This is a genomic window from Streptomyces sp. NPDC051738, assembly GCF_044453205.1.
Classification (GTDB): domain Bacteria; phylum Actinomycetota; class Actinomycetes; order Streptomycetales; family Streptomycetaceae; genus Streptomyces.
In genome coordinates this window covers 22,470-40,321 of sequence record NZ_JBITCM010000002.1, presented here as the reverse complement: position 1 = coordinate 40,321, position 17,852 = coordinate 22,470, and the positions used below count along the sequence as shown (strand labels likewise).

General features: G+C 71.2%; 17 protein-coding genes. 16 read left to right on the top strand and 1 reads right to left on the bottom strand.

The window, feature by feature from the left end; all coding sequences use genetic code 11:
• Positions 1-44: 44 nt before the first annotated feature.
• From ACIA8X_RS04830 to ACIA8X_RS04800, 7 genes are all read left to right on the top strand, one after another.
• Complete coding sequence (locus ACIA8X_RS04830; RefSeq protein ID WP_399457796.1) at positions 45-1,895, top strand: SCO2524 family protein; 1,851 nt, start codon at positions 45-47, stop codon at positions 1,893-1,895.
• A 3-nt stretch (positions 1,896-1,898) separates the two neighbouring features.
• Entirely contained in the window at positions 1,899-2,816 is a 918-nt protein-coding gene (locus ACIA8X_RS04825; RefSeq protein ID WP_399457795.1) for an SCO2523 family variant P-loop protein, read from the top strand.
• Positions 2,813-3,796 carry an SCO2522 family protein gene (locus tag ACIA8X_RS04820; protein ID WP_399457794.1) on the top strand — a complete coding sequence of 328 codons (984 nt, stop codon included), beginning with the start codon at positions 2,813-2,815 and terminating at the stop codon, positions 3,794-3,796. Before ACIA8X_RS04825 ends, ACIA8X_RS04820 begins: the two co-directional genes overlap by 4 nt.
• A 1-nt stretch (position 3,797) precedes the next feature.
• Positions 3,798-4,769 carry an SCO2521 family protein gene (locus ACIA8X_RS04815; RefSeq protein WP_399457793.1) on the top strand — a complete coding sequence of 324 codons (972 nt, stop codon included), beginning with the start codon at positions 3,798-3,800 and terminating at the stop codon, positions 4,767-4,769.
• A gap of 99 nt (positions 4,770-4,868) precedes the next feature.
• Positions 4,869-5,741 (top strand): DUF6879 family protein, encoded by an 873-nt coding sequence (locus tag ACIA8X_RS04810; RefSeq protein ID WP_393462337.1) that lies wholly within the window; start codon positions 4,869-4,871, stop codon positions 5,739-5,741.
• Between the two features lie 212 nt (positions 5,742-5,953).
• A complete protein-coding gene (locus ACIA8X_RS04805; RefSeq protein ID WP_393462335.1) occupies positions 5,954-6,466 on the top strand; it encodes a hypothetical protein in 513 nt (170 codons plus the stop codon).
• On the top strand, positions 6,463-7,620 hold the full coding sequence (locus ACIA8X_RS04800; protein WP_393462333.1) for an MAB_1171c family putative transporter: 1,158 nt from the start codon (positions 6,463-6,465) through the stop codon (positions 7,618-7,620). Before ACIA8X_RS04805 ends, ACIA8X_RS04800 begins: the two co-directional genes overlap by 4 nt.
• 5 nt (positions 7,621-7,625) lie before the next feature.
• Here ACIA8X_RS04800 and ACIA8X_RS04795 read toward each other — a convergent pair whose 3' ends face one another.
• Positions 7,626-8,084, bottom strand: a complete 459-nt coding sequence (locus ACIA8X_RS04795; RefSeq protein ID WP_393462331.1) for a hypothetical protein — start codon at positions 8,082-8,084, stop codon at positions 7,626-7,628.
• A gap of 232 nt (positions 8,085-8,316) precedes the next feature.
• Here ACIA8X_RS04795 and ACIA8X_RS04790 point away from each other — a divergent pair, with 232 nt between their 5' ends.
• The 9 genes from ACIA8X_RS04790 to ACIA8X_RS04750 all read left to right on the top strand — a co-directional run bounded on the left by ACIA8X_RS04790 (position 8,317) and on the right by ACIA8X_RS04750 (position 17,813).
• Positions 8,317-9,558: a sedoheptulose 7-phosphate cyclase gene (locus ACIA8X_RS04790; RefSeq protein ID WP_399457792.1), complete on the top strand. Its 1,242-nt coding sequence runs from the start codon at positions 8,317-8,319 to the stop codon at positions 9,556-9,558.
• The gene (locus ACIA8X_RS04785; RefSeq protein WP_399457791.1) at positions 9,555-10,322 is read left to right on the top strand and encodes an SDR family NAD(P)-dependent oxidoreductase; all 768 of its coding nucleotides are present in this window, start codon (positions 9,555-9,557) and stop codon (positions 10,320-10,322) included. The genes ACIA8X_RS04790 and ACIA8X_RS04785 overlap by 4 nt, the downstream gene beginning before the upstream one ends.
• Positions 10,323-10,336: 14 nt before the next feature.
• Positions 10,337-11,068 carry an HAD-IA family hydrolase gene (locus ACIA8X_RS04780; protein ID WP_393462325.1) on the top strand — a complete coding sequence of 244 codons (732 nt, stop codon included), beginning with the start codon at positions 10,337-10,339 and terminating at the stop codon, positions 11,066-11,068.
• Entirely contained in the window at positions 11,065-12,183 is a 1,119-nt protein-coding gene (locus tag ACIA8X_RS04775; protein ID WP_399457790.1) for an ROK family protein, read from the top strand. Before ACIA8X_RS04780 ends, ACIA8X_RS04775 begins: the two co-directional genes overlap by 4 nt.
• Positions 12,180-13,274 (top strand): alcohol dehydrogenase catalytic domain-containing protein, encoded by a 1,095-nt coding sequence (locus tag ACIA8X_RS04770; RefSeq protein WP_393462321.1) that lies wholly within the window; start codon positions 12,180-12,182, stop codon positions 13,272-13,274. The genes ACIA8X_RS04775 and ACIA8X_RS04770 overlap by 4 nt, the downstream gene beginning before the upstream one ends.
• A complete protein-coding gene (locus ACIA8X_RS04765; RefSeq protein WP_399457789.1) occupies positions 13,271-14,107 on the top strand; it encodes a sugar phosphate isomerase/epimerase family protein in 837 nt (278 codons plus the stop codon). Before ACIA8X_RS04770 ends, ACIA8X_RS04765 begins: the two co-directional genes overlap by 4 nt.
• Positions 14,104-15,186: a zinc-binding dehydrogenase gene (locus ACIA8X_RS04760; protein WP_393462317.1), complete on the top strand. Its 1,083-nt coding sequence runs from the start codon at positions 14,104-14,106 to the stop codon at positions 15,184-15,186. Before ACIA8X_RS04765 ends, ACIA8X_RS04760 begins: the two co-directional genes overlap by 4 nt.
• Entirely contained in the window at positions 15,183-16,454 is a 1,272-nt protein-coding gene (locus ACIA8X_RS04755) for an MFS transporter (RefSeq protein WP_399457788.1), read from the top strand. Before ACIA8X_RS04760 ends, ACIA8X_RS04755 begins: the two co-directional genes overlap by 4 nt.
• Before the next feature lie 141 nt (positions 16,455-16,595).
• Positions 16,596-17,813 (top strand): MFS transporter, encoded by a 1,218-nt coding sequence (locus ACIA8X_RS04750; protein ID WP_399457787.1) that lies wholly within the window; start codon positions 16,596-16,598, stop codon positions 17,811-17,813.
• Positions 17,814-17,852 lie beyond the last annotated feature (39 nt).

The following is a 17,852-nucleotide window of genomic DNA, read 5'->3' as shown; positions in this document are numbered from 1 at the left end:
TATTCCTCAATTGATGGCAGTGCGGTCTGTGCGAGGGGCATGGGATGCAGATCAAGCCACGCCAGCATCTGCTGGACATCTGGCAGGCGGTAGCCCGCCACTCTTTCGACGGGGGAGAGTGGGATTGGGGCGACTGGGGCAAGGAGAGCAGCGTTGCCGACGCGGAGCGGTTGCTCTGCCTGCTGTACCCCGCCACCGAGATCCCCGCGTTCCGGCTGGATGACCCGGACACCACACAGGAGGACGTCCAGCAGGCCCTGAAGCGGGCCGGCGGACGCCTGGAGGTCCCGGCCAACCTGGTCACGGCCGCGGCCGGCTTCATGCGGGCGCACACCGGTGAGGACAAGAGGCCCACCTTCGCCGGGGGTTACTACTTCGGCTCCGCCGACAAGACCAAGCAGCTCAGCGAGGAACAGCGCCAGGTCGGCGTCGTCGACTCGTTCTCCATGTCGATCACCCTGTGCCTCGCCACGCTCGGCTTCCTCAAGATCTACGAGACCAGGACCCGGCGCAGCGACATCAAGGAGACGATCTCCGAGCTGCGCCAGGACACCAGCAACCGGCTCACCGCCGCCATGGTGAGCCTGCTGCGCTCCTTCACCGTCAACGTCTTCGACACCGACTCCTCGCAGGGCGCCACGCTCTGCGAACTCCTCGGCCAGGGACGGCTGTCACAGCGCCAGGTGCTCAACAAGTTCCAGAACCGCTTCCGTTCACTGCGCGCGGCGATCAACGAGAGCGTCTTCCTCGGTATCGACGTCCAGGAAGGTCTCAAGGACGAGAACCAGCTCTTCGAGTGCGGCTGGGCCTGGAGCATGGTGAAGGACGCCCCCGAGGTCGAGACCGACGAACCCATCGGGCCGCAGCCCGAGGGCGTCGCCAACGCGGTGCCGTATCTGTACTTCACCGTGGTCGCCCTCGACGGTATCCAGGACCTGTTCTCCGACCGCACCCTCACCCTCGGCCTGCTCAACACCGAGCAGCAGAAGCTCGCCGAGGCGCTCCGGCTGCGGTGGGAGCTGACCCAGCAGTACTGGTCGCGCATCGCCCGCTTCGACGACGACCGCTGGCCCCTGGAGGACCTGCCCTGGCGTACGACGGGACAGAAGCTGGAGTCGGAGTACTTCTCCCTCTCCGTCGCCGCAATCCTCGTACACGACCTGATGCGGCGCCGGGCCACCGACGACGACCTGACCCGCACCGTCAGCATCATGGAACGCCTCGCTGAACGAGGCCGTATCACCAGCCGGATGACCGTCGACGACCCCATGGTCCACGCGCTGCACAACGTCGGCATCGCGCTGCCGCTGCAGGGCAGCGAGCGGCTCGGCCCGCCCATGACGTGGTCCATGACGGACTTCTCGGCGCAGCTGCTGAAACGAACCGTCCAGCTGTGCACGCTGTCCCGCAACCTCGCCTCGCACGACCGGCTGCTCAGACTGGCCGAGGACATCTTCGACCACATGTGGAAGCGCCGGATCCGGGACGGCGAGGGCGTCGGTCTGTGGGACAACATCCACGCGGCCTATCCCGAGGCGGAGATCCACAAGCGGCGTGTGCCGGTGTCCTGGAGCATCACCGAGCGCGTCACCGAGGTGATGGTGCAGGCCTACGAGATGTACCAGCAGCCACCGATCCGCAGCCTCGAACTCACCGAGCTGTCCAAGGCGTTGCTCAGCGAGTCGGCCCACCTCCTGGGCAACGAACAGATGGAACCCGCGCCCAAGGACGACGGCCGGCACGGGATGCAGCTCAGGAACATCGAGGTGAAGCTGCGCCGCGCCCGCACCCTCGTCGACGAACAGCCGGGCACGGCCTACGCGTTGACGCTGGAGGTGCTGGGACAGCTCGACGCGCTCGCCCGGGCGCGCCAAGCCGCGGACCGGGGAGTGTGAACCGTGCTGATCTTCGCGGCCTCCGACAAAGGAGGCACGGGCCGCTCCGTGACCAGCGCCAACCTCGCCTACCACCGCGCACTGGCCGGGGACGACGTCTGCTACCTCGACTTCGACTTCGGCTCGCCCACCGCGGCGGCCGTCTTCGACGTGGGCGACGCCCGCGAGGAGACCGAGGACCGCGGCCTGCACGCCTACCTCATAGGAGAGGTGAGCGAACCGGCCCGGATCGACGTCTGGTCCGAGACCGAGCACCAGGTGCTGCGCTTCCCGCCGCCCGGCTGCGGCCGCCTCGTCCTGATGCCCGGCGACGTCAGCGGCGGCGAGTTCGCCACCGGCGAGGAGAACCTGCGCCGCTGCGTCGACCTGCTGATGACGCTCTACTACGAGTTCGACCTGGTCGTCGTCGACCTCAGCGCCGGCCGCTCCTACGCCGTCGACATGGTCCTGGAGGCCACCGCACAGCCCGAGATGAGCGAGGTCACGGCCCGCTGGCTGGTCTTCCACCGCTGGACCCGCCAGCATGTGGGCGCCGCCGCCAGCCTGGTCTTCGGCAGGCGCGGCATCGTCGCCGGCGGCGTCGACCGCGGCCATGACGAGGAGGCGCTGCGCAACTCCATCCGCTTCGTGAGGGCCGCCGTACCCGACCCGGAGTCCCCGCTGTGGTCCCAGGTCTCGCCCACCCAGTCGGCCTGGATGCGCAAGACCGACGACGACCTCAAGCAGCTCGCCTCCAACCTGGGCATCGGATACAGCCAGGTGCTCGGCTCCGTACCGCTCGAACCGGTCCTGCAGTGGCGGGAGCAGCTCATCACCGACGAGGACGTGCTCGACAGTGAGATCGCCAACCAGGACACCTGGACGGCGCTGAGTGGGCTCGCCAAACGTCTGACCGACGACGAGTCCTGGGAGCAGGCGTGACCGAAGCCGTGTTCCAGGAGACCACCGCGGAGCTCCGCACCCAGTCCGTGCCGTTGGCGCACCTCTCGCTGGAGCTGGGCCACCTCTACATGGAGGACTTCGAGGCGGGCCCCAAGCGCCTGGGCGAGCACTTCGCCGAGGTACGGATCTGGGTGGACGCGGTGCGCGCGTCGATGGCCCGCCGCAGCAAGCGCCCGCGCATCAGCACCTGCTTCCTCATCGACGACTACTTCACCCGCTTCTCCACCCCGGCCGACCTGATCCCGATGGTGCTGAAGGAGGCCGAGAAGGCGGGGCTGGTCATCGACTACCTCGCCCGCGAGTCGGCCTGCGCGGTCGCCGACCGCGTCGAACTCGCCGAATCGGTCATGCACCGCCTCGTCGAGTCGCCGCCGCCGGGCAGCTACGGCTCCCGCCCGCCCGTCAGCCGGACCGGCTGGCTCGCCAACGGCCAGCGCACACCGACGATGCCGGCCCCCGCCCTGGGCAAGGTGGCCAAGGGCTGGGCGCCGCCCCAGGAGACCGCGGCCCGCAACCACTCGGTCTTCATGGACGTCGAGCTGTGGTCCGAGAAGGACGGACAGCGGCTGTGGTCCTGCCCGTTCCTGGCCGCCGTATGGCAACTGGCCCGGCTCGGGCTCCTACGGCACCTCGGTGAGCCCGTGCTGGTGCCGAAGGAGTGGCAGGGCGAGGACTTCCCGCACGACTGGGACCGGCTGGCGCCGCTGCTCAGGCTCACCGACACCAGGGCGCCGTTCAGCGCGTACCGCACCTGCACGCTGATGCCGAACCGGTTCCTCGCCGTCGAGGACGCCGTACGGCTCATCCTGGACCAGATAGACGTCGACGCCGGGGCGCTGAAGCAGGTCGAGGACCGGTCAGCGGCGGAGGGGATGCCGGTGCCGGCGGCGGTCGCGCAACGTGCCACCTACGTCTTCTACGAGGAGCCCGGCTACTCCTCCGAGGCCGAGGAGACCTGAGATGACGGCGGCCCTGGGACAGCCCGCGCGCTCGGTCCTCGCCTGTGGCGAGGTGCGCACCTGTCTGCTCCCGTCCTTCCAGGCACTGGACGGCCGGGCCGCCGCCCAGCTGCTCAAGCTCCGTGCCGACGTACCCGTCCGGGTCTCCGAACGGCCCACCATGCACGCCCTGTCCCCGGAGATCCTGACCGGCGTGGACTGCCGGCTGCCCACCGCCAACGGCAGCAAGGTCCGGGGCGTCGGTACGGTGGCCGCCCGCGCGGCGCTGACCGAGGGGCGTCTGCTGCAGTCGACCGCGTACTTCAGCCTCCCGGCCGCCGGGCCCGACATCCGGCGCCCCTGGGGCCAGTACCTGGTCCGCCCGGGCCTGGTCGAGCCGTTCGGCAAGCTGCCCCAACAGGCCGCCGCCGAGGGCGTGTTGCGCGGTGCGGGGCGTGGTGAGCTCGACCTCGGGATGATCGCGGAGGGCCTGCTCTCGCAACTCCGCCGGCACGCTCTCCTCGACCGCAGGGTGCCGTTCAAGTCCAGCCCGACCAGGCTGCGTTGGGTGGTCCGGCGCGAAGCGGAGGGTGAGTGGGCGTCCCTGGTGAGCTTCGTCGTGGCCGAGGGCGGCTTGCGGACCATGGAACTACGGTTGCCCGAGCACATCCCCGCCTCAGCGGCAGCAGGTCTTTGCGAGGATCTCGCCCTGCACGACTGGCTTTTGACGACCGTTCAGCACATGCTTGACAACAGCCGTCTCGGCACGGCGGACGGGCCTTCGGTCGTGGAGGCGCTCCATCCGGTCGTGGTTCATCTGCTGCACCTGTGGATGCCGCGGGCGCATGTGGACCCCGCGCTGGGTCATCTGTGGGACGTACTGGAAGACAAACCGGGGTTCTCCCGACAGTGGGAGAACCTGAGCCGCCGCATCAGAGACCGACTGGCCCTCCAGGCCGTGGCGACGCCGAACCAGGCACTGAGCCCGCGCTGAGGCGGGGCCCAACCGAATACCGACGGGGGATGAGAGATGAGCGGAGCGCCATTAGGAACAGGGAACAACGGAGGACACGCACCGCGCCAGGAGCCGCGCATGCCCAAGATGTTCTGGCGGATCCTGATCACCGCCTCGGCGGCGGGCGGGGCCTTCCTGCTGACCAGCATCCTGGATCAGGACGACGGGAACATCTGGCAGTGGGTGGCGTCCATCGTCATCGGCAGCGCGGCGCTGATCGTGCAGTTCCTGATCGACTTCGGGGAGCGGTTCGAGAAGGTCGACACGCGCTTCAACGAGATCCTCGCCGCGACGACCCTGTTCAGCCAGGTGGACGGTTCGGTGCTCCGCTCCGACGAGGTGACCCGGCTGGTCCTCGGCTACACCAAGGTCCGTGAGCAGGGCGGCGACATCGTGCAGGCCTTCGCCGAGAAGGAGTTGGGCCGTCTCGCCAAGATGATGGAAGGCCTCGGCAGCGGCAGCGCGGACTGCCCCGGCGAGAACCACGAGTGGCTGATCGACATCACCGACTGCGTCAAGATGACCCTCGACGCCACCAGCACCTCGGTGGACCGCGAGTTCTGGTCCAGCGGGCCCGCCGACCGGTACCTCGCCGCGCAGGAGAAGGCGATCAAGCGGCGGGGCGTGGAGATCCGGCGCCTGTTCATCGTGCGGACCGAGGACGAGGTCACCCCGGAGCTCAGGGCGCTGTGCGACGCCCAACGGCGGCGGGGCATCGACGCGCGTATCGCGGTGCGGTCGCTGATGGAGTCGAACCCCAGAGTGAGCGACTTCATCGTCTTCGACGGCGAACTCTGCCACGAGACCAAGCCGGACCAGGAGAACAACCCGGACAGCACGTTGCTGAGCACCGAGCCGGACCATATCGAGGACCACATCACCCAGTTCACCGAGCTGTGGGCGGAGGCGGAGCGTCAGCAGACCGCTCCGCGGGTCACCGCGGAGACGTGAGGAAGCCGCCGGCGACCCGACTCGAACCTCCGCAGCGGTCCGTGAATCTCTCGTTACAGCACGGTGATGTGAATCTCTTTTGGATGAGGTGTGGCGACGGGTGTCGTAGATTTGACCCGTGACCAATCAGCGCTGACTCGATTGTTAGAGGAACGGGTTCGAGTCAGCGCAGTCGCACGGGGGAGGTTCACCAGATGTGGGGCAAACGGGGCATGCGTACTTCGGAGCGATCTCGGGGTGCGCGCGAAAACCGGCTGCGTGACGCTCAATTGCGCATGCACAGTCGTCATTTGATGCGCCGGCTCACGCCTCAGTTGCCGCTCAGCGTCACCGCTCTGTGTGATGAGCTCGGTGAAATGCGAGGCAGGCCGATCAGGCTTATGGAGTGGGATCTGTCGGCCGACGGGCCGTTCGGGGTGCTGATATCCCGTGAGCACGAGGACGTCATCGTCTACCAGGCGAAAACCACCAAGGCGCACCAGGCGCACATCATTCTTCACGAGGTGGGGCACATCATCGCGTTCGACCTGGCGGGTGAGCGGCCGCCGGGCACGGTGGAGCGGAGCTGCTATTCCGACCGGGACGAGCGCGACGCCGAGATCATCGCGTCGACCATCATGTACCAGGCCATTTCGATGAGCCGGCGCGTGCGCAGCCACGGACTCGACGAGCCCTGGCGGCCCTCGGTCTACAACAGCCTCGTCCTCACCGACGGAGCGGCGTGAGCGCGCTCAATCTCATCACGATCGTCACGCTTCTCGGTGGTGCGGTGTGGACCGTGCCCGCGCTCCTGCGGCGACGCTTCCGGGACCCCATGCGGCTGCATCTCTGCCTGGCGTTGCTGCTGATGGGGGCGGGGAACGTGCTGGCCCAGCCGTCCGTCCTGGGCCTCGTCGACGGCTTCACCTTCGAGGGCTTCTCCAAGATCACCTACAATGTGGAGATCCTGATCGGCCTCAGCCTCATGGTCGGCTTCCTCCGGGAAAGCCCGCTGAAGCGCTGGGCGCCGCCATGGCCCTGGGAAGTCGGTGCCTGTCTCGTCTGTCTGGCGGGGATGCTCGCCATGACGGTGATTCTGCCGGCGCAGTTGCGCAATCACGTACTGACGTCCGCCTATCTCACGGACTGGCGGGTGCGCACCTTCTACAACTTCGGCAATTTCTATCTGTTCTTCGGATACGCGGCCAGTGCCTACCTGGCCGGGCGCCATGCCCGACGGGGGCGTTCGTTGCGGCGGCTTTCGCTGAACATCATCGCCGTCGGTCTGACCGGACTGGCTTTCACCTGTATTTTCCGGTTTCTCTGGGTGAATCTGCCGACGCTGCGGGAGCCGGGCCGGCTGATCGACTACACCGACGTGTTCTTCTTCGGTCAGGTCGCCGCCATTGTGGTGTGCCTGGGGCTGGGGCTGCCCTTCTTCGTCAGCGTGGCCCAAATCCTGCGGGAGAGGCTGGAGCAGCGCAGTCAGTTCCGTGGGCTGGAGGAGCTGTGGCGCCGGTTGGTGGAAGTCCATCCCGAGCTCGTCCTGGATCATCGCAGCCGCCGCTGGGATGCTTTTCTCGTGAATTCCCCGGTCGTTTATCGGCGTTATGTCGAATGCCGCGACGGTCTGACCCGGCTCGGCCCCTATCTCCGGCTGGCGGCCGAGGAGATGTCGACACCCGTACCGCAGGACGACCCGCGGGCGTCCGCGCGCCTCATCGCCCACGCCCTGCGCATGCACGGCGACCACGAGACGCGCGACGGCGGCCCGCCGATGGAAGCGGTCTTCGTCCTTGCCCCGCGCAGTCGCCGCAGCGTCGACGGCCACGACTACGAAGAGGACCTCGGCACCCTCATCCGGCTCTCCGACGAACTGCGCGCGCTGCGGACCTCGTAGGTGTCCTACGCCTTGTCGTCCCCGGCGGAGGGTGACTTCTTCGCGTCGTCCAGCACGTCCATGATCGACAGCAGCTGCTCGCGCAGTTCGGGGGTCAGCCGGCCGGCCCGCATCGCGATCGACTGCACCTGCCGGTCGGCGAGTGCCGCCGCCCACTCCTCCTTCGGCTCCGCGGGGCGGGCGGGAGGCTCCTCGTTGATGAGCGCGCTCACCGACACCGGCAGGGTCATGTCCCGGGACTGGAAGTAGGTGACGAGCGCGGAGAGCACGCTGACCGTCGGGTTTGTCTGCGAGCCGTTGCGCAGGGCGGTGAGGTAGCTCCGGGAGATCGTCACGTCGTGACTCGGGTCGTTCGAGATGGCCTGGGCGACCTCGGACGTGGACGGCTCGCGCAGCCGGCCGACGGCATCGGCGGTGGCCGCATCGGCAAACCAGGAGTTCAAGCGTTCTGCCAGCGTAGCCATGCGTCCGACCTCCGTAGGCCTCGGCGACTCGGGGGTTCCTCTATATGAGCGTGGAGAGCGTAATCATCGACGGGCACCCTCTGTCCACCCGTGCCCGGTTGTTATGTCACCGCTCCTTGCTTTGAGAGTAACACGAATGACATGTCCAGTGTTGTTGCTGCTACTATAGTCGACATCAGAACGATGAAAAGTTCTCGATGCTCGCAATGTGGCAGCTCACGCTGGAGGGGATATGCGTAGCGGTACCGTCTTCACTCAAGGGCTTCGCCAGGCTGTAGGGGGCAGCCCGTTCTGGACGGTCGAGGCCGTCCGTCAGGTGCGATACCACGTCGTCAGCTCCAACGGCCTGTTCGAACCCGGCAACACGGCCCTGCTGACCGGATGCCCGGACACCCCGTTGCACCCGGGCGACCGGCGGCTCGTCGTCATCGACGAGAACGTCGACGCGCTCTACGGCGGCGACGTACGCGCCTGGTTCACCACCCACGGGATCGACGCGACGGTCGTACCCCTGCGCGCCGACGAGGCGGTCAAGCAGTGGGACGCCGTGTCGCGGGTGGTCGACGCGATGAACGACTTCGGGATCGACCGCCGCCGTGAGCCGGTGCTCGCCGTCGGCGGCGGGGTGCTGACCGACGTCGTCGGCTTCGCGGCCAGCCTCTACCGGCGCGGAACGCCGTACATCCGCATCCCCACGACCCTGATCGGCCTCGTCGACGCCGGGGTCGGCGTCAAGACCGGGGTCAACTACGAGCGCGGCAAGAACCGTCTGGGCACCTACGCGCCGGCGACGGCCACCTTCCTGGACCGGTCCTTCCTGCGCAGCCTGTCACCGCGGCACATCAGCAACGGCCTCGCCGAGATCCTCAAGATGGCCCTCATCCGTTCCGAGGACCTGTTCGCCCTGCTGGAGTCGCGGGGCGCGGCCGTCCGCGCCGACCGGCTCCAGGGCTCGACCGACGACCTGGCCCGGGCCGCGGACGCCATCATCGCCGAGTCCATCCACCTCATGCTGGAGGAACTCCAGCCCAACCTCTGGGAGTCCGCGCTGGAGCGCTGCGTGGACTACGGCCACACCTTCAGCCCGACCCTGGAGATGCACGCCCTGCCCGAGCTGCTGCACGGCGAGGCCGTGGTCATCGACATGGCCCTGACGACCGCGCTGGCGACCCTGCGCGGCGATGTCGCCGAGGCCCAGGCCCAGCGGATCTACGACGTGATCCGGGCGCTCGGACTGCCCCTGTGGAACGACGTCCTCGACGATCCGGCCCTGCTCGACGACGCCCTGCGCGACACCGTGCGGCACCGCGACGGCCAGCAGCGGCTGCCCCTGCCGATCGGCATCGGACGGCACCGCTTCGTCAACGACGTCACGCCCGCGGAACTGCGCGACGCCGCGCGTCTGCTGCGCGACCACGCCCAGGGACACGTCCCCTCGGCCGGGTCGCTCGTGCCCGAGCAGGTCGGCGCGTGAGCCGTACGCACCGCGGCGCCACGACGGCGGTCGTGGTCGGCGGCTCGACCGGCATCGGGCGCGGCATCGCCGACGCCTGGGCCGCGCAGGGCATCGAGACCCACGTCTTCAGCCGCAGCGAGCCGGCCGGCCCCGGCGCCGACCGCCTCGTATGGCACCGGCTCGACTTCCGGGACCCCGAACAGGCCAAGGAGGCGCTGCGGACCCACCTGCCCGCCGAGACCTCCCTGGTCTGCTACTCGGCGATCTACTTCACCTCCCGGCGCGAGCCGTTCCTGGAGACCGACGAGGCCGACTGGCTGGACCAGTTCACCGTCAACGTGCACGGCCTGGCCTGGACGTTGAAGGCGGCGCTGCCGACGCTGCGGGCCGCCGCGCCCGGACTGTTCCTGCACATCTCGTCCGAGGTCGTCTACAACGCCGGTCCGAACCGCTCCGGGTACGCCGCCACCAAGGCCGCGGCCAACTCACTGATCCGGTCCGTCTCCCAGGAGATCGACCCGGACGAGGTGACGTTCGTCCAGGCGCTGCCCGCGGGCATGGTCGACAGCCCGGGTATCCGCGCGCGCCGCTCGCCGGACTTCGACTACAGCGGCTACATGGCCCCGGCCACGTTCGCCGATTTGGCCGGCGAACTCGCCCACACGCGCGGTGTGCCGTACGCGGGCCAGGCCCTGGTCGTGCAGGAGGACGCGACCTGGTCGTCCGTGGCGGAGGGGCTGCCGATGTCCCAGTCCCGCCCCCTGGACCGCTCCCTTCGATAGTCAGGAACGAACAGATGCCCAAGGCACAGCAGGCCGCCCCGGCGGCGATCCCCGACGACCCCCTGAGCCAACTGCGCGCCGCGGCGCTGCTGTTCGACATGGACGGCACGCTGGTGGACTCGACGGCCCTCGTCGAGTCCACCTGGGCGGGCTTCAGCGCACGGCACGGAGCCGACCTCGCCGAGGTCCTCGCGTTCGCGCACGGCCGCCCCACCCGCGAGACGGTGGCCCACTTCGTCCCCGACCCTGACCTGGCGGCGGCGGAGACCCGGCGGCTCGTCGCGCACGAGGAGTCGGAGACCACCGGGATCACCGAGATACCCGGTGCCCGCGCGCTCCTCGCGGCGCTGCCGCCGGGCTCCTGGGCCGTCGTCACGTCGGCGGGGCGCAAGCTCGCCGAGGTCAGGCTCGCCGCCGCGGGACTGCCCGTGCCGGACGTCCTGGTGAGCGCCGACGACGTGGTCCACGGCAAGCCCCACCCCGAAGGCTTTCTGCACGCCGCCGCCGTGCTCGGCGTGCAGCCGGCGGACACGGTCGTCTTCGAGGACTCCGGCGCCGGAGTGCGGGCGGCCCTGGCGAGCGGCGCCCGCACGGTGGTGATCGGCGGCCTCGACGCGTTCGACGAGGTGGCGGAACGATACGCCGACTTCCGTGGCTTCCAGGTCGCCACGGCACGCTCCGCGCCCGGCGAAGTCGTCCTGACCGTGCCCGAGCGGCTCGCCGGCCGGACCGTGGGGCGGCGATGACCGGGACCGAGGGCCAGGTGTTGACCGGCACGGAGCCCCCGGCGGCGGCTCGTGCCGAACTCCCGGCGGCGGCTCGTGCCGAACTCCCGGCGGCGGCTCGTGCCGAACCCCTGGCGGCGGCTCGCGCCGAACCTCCGACGGCGACCGCCTTCGCGGCGGACGTCGGCGGCACCTGGGTGCGGCTGCGGACCGGGGGAGTGGGTGCCCCCGTCGAACGCCTGCGCTCGCCCAGCCTGCTCAACCACCCCGACCGGCCGGTCGCGCGACTGCGTGAGGACATGGTCGAGCTGCTGTGCGGGGCGGCGCCGCCCGGTGCCAACGCGGCGATCTCCTTCGGCGCGGCCATCGACCATCTCACCGGCACGGTCTACGGATCGGCGCCGCTGTGGGGGTCGGAGACGACGCCGTACGACCTGGGCGCCGCGCTCCGGGCGCGCCGGCCCGACGTCAGCTGGCAGCTGGTCAACGACGTCACGGCCGCGCTGGCGGACTTCGCCGCCGCGCACGCCCGGCCCGGCGTCCGGCGCGTCGGCTATCTGACCGTCAGCAGCGGCATCGCGCTGCGCGTGGCCGACATGGAGCGGACGCGGATCCCGGTCGACGAACGGGGCCTTCAGGGCGAGATCGGCCACCTGCCGGCCATGACCACCGGCCCTGAGCTCCACGGTGCGGGGCTGCTGTGCGAATGCGGGGCGGCGGACCACCTCGCCTCGATCTCCTCCGGGCCCGGCATCGCCCGGGTCGCCGAACGACTCGGCGTCGACGCGGGGCCGGCGGTCGCGGAGTGGCTCCCCGAGGCGCTCGCCGCGGACGACCCCCGGGCGCGACGGCTGCTGGAGCTGTGCGTCGAACCGGTGGCGCACATGCTGCGGACCCTGTGGTGCCTCGACCCGCACCTCGACCTGCTCGGCGTCGGCGGAGGCGTCGTCGAGGGACTCGGTGCGCACTACGCCGACGAACTCCGCCGTCGGCTCGGCCTCGCCACCTCCTACGCCGACCAGGGCCGCGACCCCGCCTGGCTCGCCGACCGGCTGGTGTTCTGCGCTCCTGGCACGGTCGACGCGCTGCGCGGCGCGGCACGCGTCGGCCGCTGGCTGCCGGGGATCGCGTCGTGAGCGGCGCGGTCCACCGTGCGCTGGTGCGCCTCCCGGCGGACGCCCGGGGCCGCACCCGCGTCGAGGTCGCCGAGGTGCCCACGCCTCGGCTCGACCCCGGGGACGCCCTGCTGGCGCCGGTCACCGTCGGCGTCTGCGGCACCGACTGGCAGATCCTGCGCGGGCTGCGCGACGACCCGAGCCGCGTCCTGGGGCACGAGGGCGTGGCCCGGGTCGTCGAGCCCGGCGGCACCGGACTGCCCAGCGGTTCCCTGGTGACCGTCAACCCCACTCACCCAGGCGACCCCTCGTTCCTGCTCGGGCACAACCTGCCGGGCCTGTGGGCGGAACGCACCCGCATCCCCGCCACGGCCGTACGCGACGGCCTGGTCCTGCCGGTGCCGGAGGGCGCGGACCGCCCCGGGGTGGCCGCCCTCGCCGAGCCGCTCGCCTCGGTGCTGTACGGCCTTGAGATCGCCCTCGGTACGACGCGACCGGCCGCCCTGGTCGTGTGGGGCGACGGCATCGTGGGACGGCTCGCCCTGGACGCCTGGCGGCGTGAACTCCCCGGACTGCGCACCCTGTTGGTGGGACACGGCACCGACGCGGTCGACCCGGGCGACCCCGGCCTGCCCGACCTGCTCGCCGAACTGCCCGCACCGGTCGGCGTCGTGATCGCCACGCCACGCACGGGCACCCGGGAGGCGCTGACCGCGGTGGACCGCCGGGTGCGGGGCACGCTCCTGGTCGACGTGCACGCGGGCCTGTCGGCGGGCCCGGTCCCGCTGTCCGCCGGCGAGCTCGACGTAGCTGCTCTGCGTGCCGACAACTGCGGGGGAGAGCCCCGACCGCCCCGCGTGCACCACTTCGATCGCCCGACCGGACCCCTGCTGTTGTACGGGCACCGTGGGGTGTCGGGCGCTCACCTGCGGCAGGCGGTCGACCTCCTCCTGACCGGTGCGCAGGAGCCGCCGGGGAGCGCCGTACTCACCCACGAAGTGGATCTGCCGGGCGCCGCCGACCTGGTCAACTCCGTGCTGTCCGCCTCCGGGAGAGTGGCCGGCGGGCGACGGGTGCTGAAGACCGCGATCCGGATCGGGGGTGGGCGATGACCGCCCCGCTGCCCGACCGGGTACGGCTCCTCACCGCCGTAGCCGTGGCCGCCCCTCAGTGGCGGATCAGTACCGACCGGCGTGCGGCGGCCCGGGTCGCTCTCGCGGAAGGGGCCGATCAGCTGCACCTGGACTTCGGTGGGGCCCATCGCGGGCCGCCGCTGAGCGACCCCTCCGAACTGCGCGAGGCCGAGGCCGTCGTCAGGGACATCCCGGTGCCCGTCCTCGCCGTGAACCACGTCAACGACATCGGACTGGCCGAGGAGCACGGCACGGCGAACCCGGTGGCCGTCACCCTGCTGGAGCGGGCCCTGGAGTGCGCGCTGCGGCTGGGGACACGTGTCCTGCACGTCCCCGGCTTCCGGCGGAGCCTGCCGAGCACCGAGGGGCAGCGGGCCGGCACCGCCGACGCGCTGCGCGTCCTGTGCGAGCGGGTCGCGGCGGCGGACCTGACCCTCGCCTACGAGTCGCCGCTCGGCCCCGCCGACTCCCTCGCCCTCGCCCGCCGCGTGAACCACCCGGCCCTGCGCCTGGTCCTGGACACCGGCAACCTCCTGGACGCCGGTGAGGACCCCCGGCGCTTCGCCGACCTCGTCGGGGCCGCCGGGCTGCTCCTGCCGGACCTGCACGTCAAGGACCCCGCGCACGCCACCGACGGCGGCACCCCGGTACCGGGCACGGCCTTCGACGCGCTGCCCGGCCTGCTGCGGCACTCGGGCGCCCGCTCGGTGCTCGTCGAGAACGACTACGCCCACTCACCGACCCGCCTGCGGACGGACATCGCCCTGTGCCGTTCCGCGATCGGGCTCAGCCACGCCAAGGACGAACGATGAAAGCCATTCTGCTCACGGGCCCCCGCACGGTGACGGTCGCCGAGGTCGCCCCGCCCGAGCCGGGACCGGACGAGGTCCTGGTCCGGGTCGGCCTGCTCGGCCTGTGCGGCACGGACCTCGGCTTCTACGACGGCAGCAGCAACTACCTCCGCGACGGCCTGAAGAGCTACCCCTTCGTCCCGGGCCACGAGTGGATCGGAACGGTGACCGGCCTGGGCCCCGGCGTCGACCCGGCCCTGGCCGGGCAACGCGTCGCGGGACACAACTTCCGTACCTGCGGCCGCTGTTCGCACTGCCGCGCGGGCCGTATCAGGTACTGCCCGGACCGCAGCGAGATAGGCGTCCTCGGCCCGCTGCCCGGCGCCGGAGCGCAGCTGATCACCGCACCCGTGAGCACCCTGACCCGGATCCCCGACACCTTGTCCGACGCCGCCGGCGTGCTGCTGGAGCCGACCGCCGCCGCGGTCCACGCGGTGGACCGGCTCGCGGTGACCGCCCGGGACCGGGTCGCGGTCCTCGGCGCGGGCACGCTGGGGCTCGCGGCGGCCCAGGTCGCCCGGCACCTGGGTGCCCCCACCGTCGTCTTCGACCCCCTGCCCACCGCCCGCGAACTGGCGCACCGCCTCGGCCTGCGCGTCGAGTCCGCGCCGGCCGCTGCGGACGAGGAGGCGTACGACGCCGTGATCGAGGCGTCCGGCAGTGTGGCGGCGGTCCGTTCCGCCGTCCGTCTGGTCGCGCCCGGCGGGCGGGTGGCCCAGCTCGGCACGCCCCACCACGCGGTCGACGCGTTCGACGCGGCGGGCCTGGTCATCCGGGACGTCACGCTGCATGGTGTGCTGTCCGGCATTGGCTACTGGGACCGGCTCGTCGACCTGGTGGAGTCGGGCGCGGTGGATCTGGACGCCCTCGTCGACCGCGCCTTCCCGCTCGACGACCTGGACGCCGCCTTCGCCCGCCTCGCGGACGGCGGGCGCGCCCGGCCCAAGGTCCTCGTCCAGGTCGATCCGGCCCTGCGGGACGTGACGGGTACTCCGGCGCGTGCGGCCTCCCGGGACGCCGTGGCCGGGGCACGCCGGTGAGCGCGGCGGTTTCGACGGCCGCGCCGGCCAGGATCGACGCGCCGACCGCGGCCCGCCTGGCCGTGCTCGCCGGGGCCACCTTCGTCTACGTCACCTTCGAGCTGTTCCCGGTCGGACTCATCCACGACATCGCCGCCGACCTCGATGTCGGCGTCGGCCGGGTCGGGTTGCTCATCAGCGGATACGCCGTCGTCGCCGCCGTCGTCACCATCCCGACCGTCGCCCTCGCCGCACGCGTGTCCCGGGGTACGGCCCTGGTGGTCTCCCTGGTGGTCCTGGTGGTGGCCGAGTTGCTCGCGGCGGCCGCCACGGGGTTCGCCATGATGGTGGTCAGCAGGGTCGCCGCGGCGCTGACCCACGGGGTGCTCTGGTCGCTGGTCGCTCCGGCGGCCGCCACCCTGGTGCCCCGGGAGCGGGTGGGGACCGCGACGGCCGTGGTGTTCGGGGGCGCCTCGCTCGCGGCGATCGTGGGCAGCCCGGGCACCGCGTTCGTCGGTGAGTTCATCGGGTGGCGGGCCACCGCCCTGCTGCTGGCGGCGGCCACGGTGGCGGTGACCGTCGTGCTGGTGTGGGCCCTGCGACCCCGTCCGACGACTACCGCACCACCGCACGACGACCGGGCGGGGGCCCTGCCCGGGACGGCGGACCGGCCGGCGGCCGGTCGGTCGGCGGGCGATGGGTCGAGTGCCGATCGGTCGGGGGTCGACTGGCCCGCGGTCCTGAAGCTGTGCGCCGTCGCCGTGGTGCTGGTCGTCGCGCACTTCCTCAGCTACACGTACTTCGCCGTCATCGTCACCGAGGTCACCGGAGCGCCCGCGGCGGTGGTCGTGCTGCTGGCCGTCTTCGGCGGCGCGGGGGCGGTCGGGACGTACCTCATCGGCCGTCACCTCGACAGCGCCCCGCAGCGCTCCGCGGTGGTGACCATGGTGGCCTTCGCGGCGGGGGTCGGTCTCCTGGCCCTCGCCTTCGCGCCGGTCCCGACGGTGGTGCGCGGTGCCGTCGCCGCCGTCGCCGTCGCGGTGTGGGGCGGGGCGTTCGCCGCGGCGGGGCCGGTCTTCCAGACGGGGGTGATGCGGCTGGCGGGCGCCGACGCCGACCGGGCGTCCTCCGTCTACGTCACCGGCTTCCAGATCGGCATCGCGGGCGGGTCGGCCCTCGGCGCGATGCTTCTCGGTCACCCGGTCGGCATGCTCCCCCTGGTCTCGGCCGTGCTCGCCACGGCGGTGCTGGTCACCGTGCTGATGCGGCGGCCGATACCGAGCTCGTGACTGTGCGGCTGTACACCTTCAACGCCAAGCTGCTTGTATAGTGGACAGCAAGCCACTAAAATAATCCTCAGTCCTTGAAAAGGGCTTCCTGTCTGGTGAAGGGGGTCCGTCGCTCACGAGAGGCACTGCATGCGGTCCCGTATGGCTGTCCTGATCCTGGCCATCTTCTGTGTCGGCACGGCCGAACTCGCGCCGAGCGGCATGCTGGGCGACCTGTCCCGGGACCTGTCGGTGACCATCCCCACCGCGGGGCTCCTGGTGACCGTCTACGCCCTGACCGTGGTGGTCGGCGGACCGCTCGTCACGGCCGCCACCACCCGGGTCCGGCGCAAGCACCTGCTCGTGGGACTGCTGCTGGTCTCGGTCGCCGGCAACGTCGTCTCCAGCCTCGCCCCCACCTTCGGGCTGCTGGTCGTGGGCCGCATGCTCACCGCCATCATCCACGGCACCTTCCTCGCCGTGTGCGTCGTCATCGCGGGCGACATGGCCGACGAGGGCAAGGAGGGGTCGGCGATCGCCGGCACCCAGCTGGGCATCAACCTCGCGACCGTGCTCGGCGTCCCGCTCGGCACCCTGGTGGCCCAACAGCTCGACTGGCGGGCCACGTTCGGCAGCGTCGCCGTCCTCGCGCTGCTCGCCACCGTCCTGATCCTGCTGGTCATCCCGGACGGCGGCGGCACCAGCGGATCGTCCGCGGCACACGAGCTGCGCGTGTTCCGTAAATGGCAGGTGGTGGGGACCGTCCTGGCCACCGTCCTGTGCTCGGCCGGCATGTTCACGCTGATCACCTACATGGTGCCGCTGCTCACCGACGTCGGGGACTTCCCGCAGGCGTGGGTCCCCGCGGTGCTCGTCGGCTACGGCCTTGGCTCCATCGCCGGCAACGCCATCGGCGGCAGGTGCGCCGACCGGTCCGTCGACGCGGCGGTGCTCGGTCTGTCCTGCGCCCTCGCCGCCGTATGCCTGCTGTACTGGCTCGCCGCCCCCTCACCGGTCGGCGCGGCGGTCTTCCTGATCCTCTTCTCCATGGCGACCTTCGCCCTCATCCCCGGACTCCAGGCCAAGGTGCTCTCCGCGGCCGCCGATGCGCCGACGTTGTCGCTGACGGCCAACATGTCCGCCTTCGGGCTCGGCGCCGCCCTCGGCTCCTGGGCCGGCGGCCAGATCATCGACCAGGGCCTCGGAGTCCGCGCGGTGACGGTCGGCGCCGCGGCGTTCACCGCGCTCGGCGCCCTGCTCATCGCCCAGACGGTCCACAGCGGCCGGCGCCGGCGCAAAGCCCTCAACGGCCCTGACCGGAGCGGCACTTCGGACCGGCGGCCCGCCGACCACGGGACCGCCGCCGCGCCGAACTCCTGAACCGGACCTCCCGGCCCGGACCTCACGACCCGGAGCTCC

Bases quoted from the DNA above. Each gene is read 5' to 3' on its own strand.
- ACIA8X_RS04830 (WP_399457796.1), top strand. From the start codon at position 45: ATGCAGATCAAGCCACGCCAGCATCTGCTGGACATCTGGCAGGCGGTA.
- ACIA8X_RS04815 (WP_399457793.1), top strand. From the start codon at position 3,798: ATGACGGCGGCCCTGGGACAGCCCGCGCGCTCGGTCCTCGCCTGTGGC.
- ACIA8X_RS04810 (WP_393462337.1), top strand. From the start codon at position 4,869: ATGCCCAAGATGTTCTGGCGGATCCTGATCACCGCCTCGGCGGCGGGC.
- ACIA8X_RS04805 (WP_393462335.1), top strand. From the start codon at position 5,954: ATGCGTACTTCGGAGCGATCTCGGGGTGCGCGCGAAAACCGGCTGCGT.
- ACIA8X_RS04795 (WP_393462331.1), bottom strand. From the start codon at position 8,084: ATGGCTACGCTGGCAGAACGCTTGAACTCCTGGTTTGCCGATGCGGCC.
- ACIA8X_RS04790 (WP_399457792.1), top strand. From the start codon at position 8,317: ATGCGTAGCGGTACCGTCTTCACTCAAGGGCTTCGCCAGGCTGTAGGG.
- ACIA8X_RS04780 (WP_393462325.1), top strand. From the start codon at position 10,337: ATGCCCAAGGCACAGCAGGCCGCCCCGGCGGCGATCCCCGACGACCCC.
- ACIA8X_RS04775 (WP_399457790.1), top strand. From the start codon at position 11,065: ATGACCGGGACCGAGGGCCAGGTGTTGACCGGCACGGAGCCCCCGGCG.
- ACIA8X_RS04765 (WP_399457789.1), top strand. From the start codon at position 13,271: ATGACCGCCCCGCTGCCCGACCGGGTACGGCTCCTCACCGCCGTAGCC.
- ACIA8X_RS04760 (WP_393462317.1), top strand. From the start codon at position 14,104: ATGAAAGCCATTCTGCTCACGGGCCCCCGCACGGTGACGGTCGCCGAG.
- ACIA8X_RS04750 (WP_399457787.1), top strand. From the start codon at position 16,596: ATGGCTGTCCTGATCCTGGCCATCTTCTGTGTCGGCACGGCCGAACTC.